The sequence below is a fragment of the Gilvimarinus sp. 1_MG-2023 genome, from assembly GCF_030548285.1.
Genome location: NZ_JAUOSC010000746.1, coordinates 1 through 295 on the forward strand (window position 1 = coordinate 1; position 295 = coordinate 295).

General features: G+C 56.6%; 1 protein-coding gene. It reads right to left on the bottom strand.

Annotation, left to right across the window (positions count from 1 at the left end; translation table 11 throughout):
* A partial coding sequence (locus Q4563_RS18865; RefSeq protein WP_303605604.1) for a PEP-utilizing enzyme occupies positions 1-295 on the bottom strand: 295 nt, incomplete at both ends.

Sequence of the window (295 nt, forward strand, 5' to 3'; positions counted from 1 at the left end):
TGGCAGCTCCTGGAAATCAAAGGCCCGGTCGGGATTGCCTACGTTCATCATGATTTTGAACGGCAGCTCCGGCATTGAGTCCACGCTGTTGGTGCGGATATCAAAATCCAGTGCGCCATCGTAAACATAACCTGTATCACCCTCGGCACAGGATACCGTGACCGGCTGGCCATCTTTCAGTCGCTCGGTAGCGTCTTCACAACCGACCACCGCCGGAATGCCCAGTTCACGCGCAATAATCGCGGCATGGCAAGTCCGCCCACCCCGGTTGGTAACAATGGCTGACGAGCGTTTC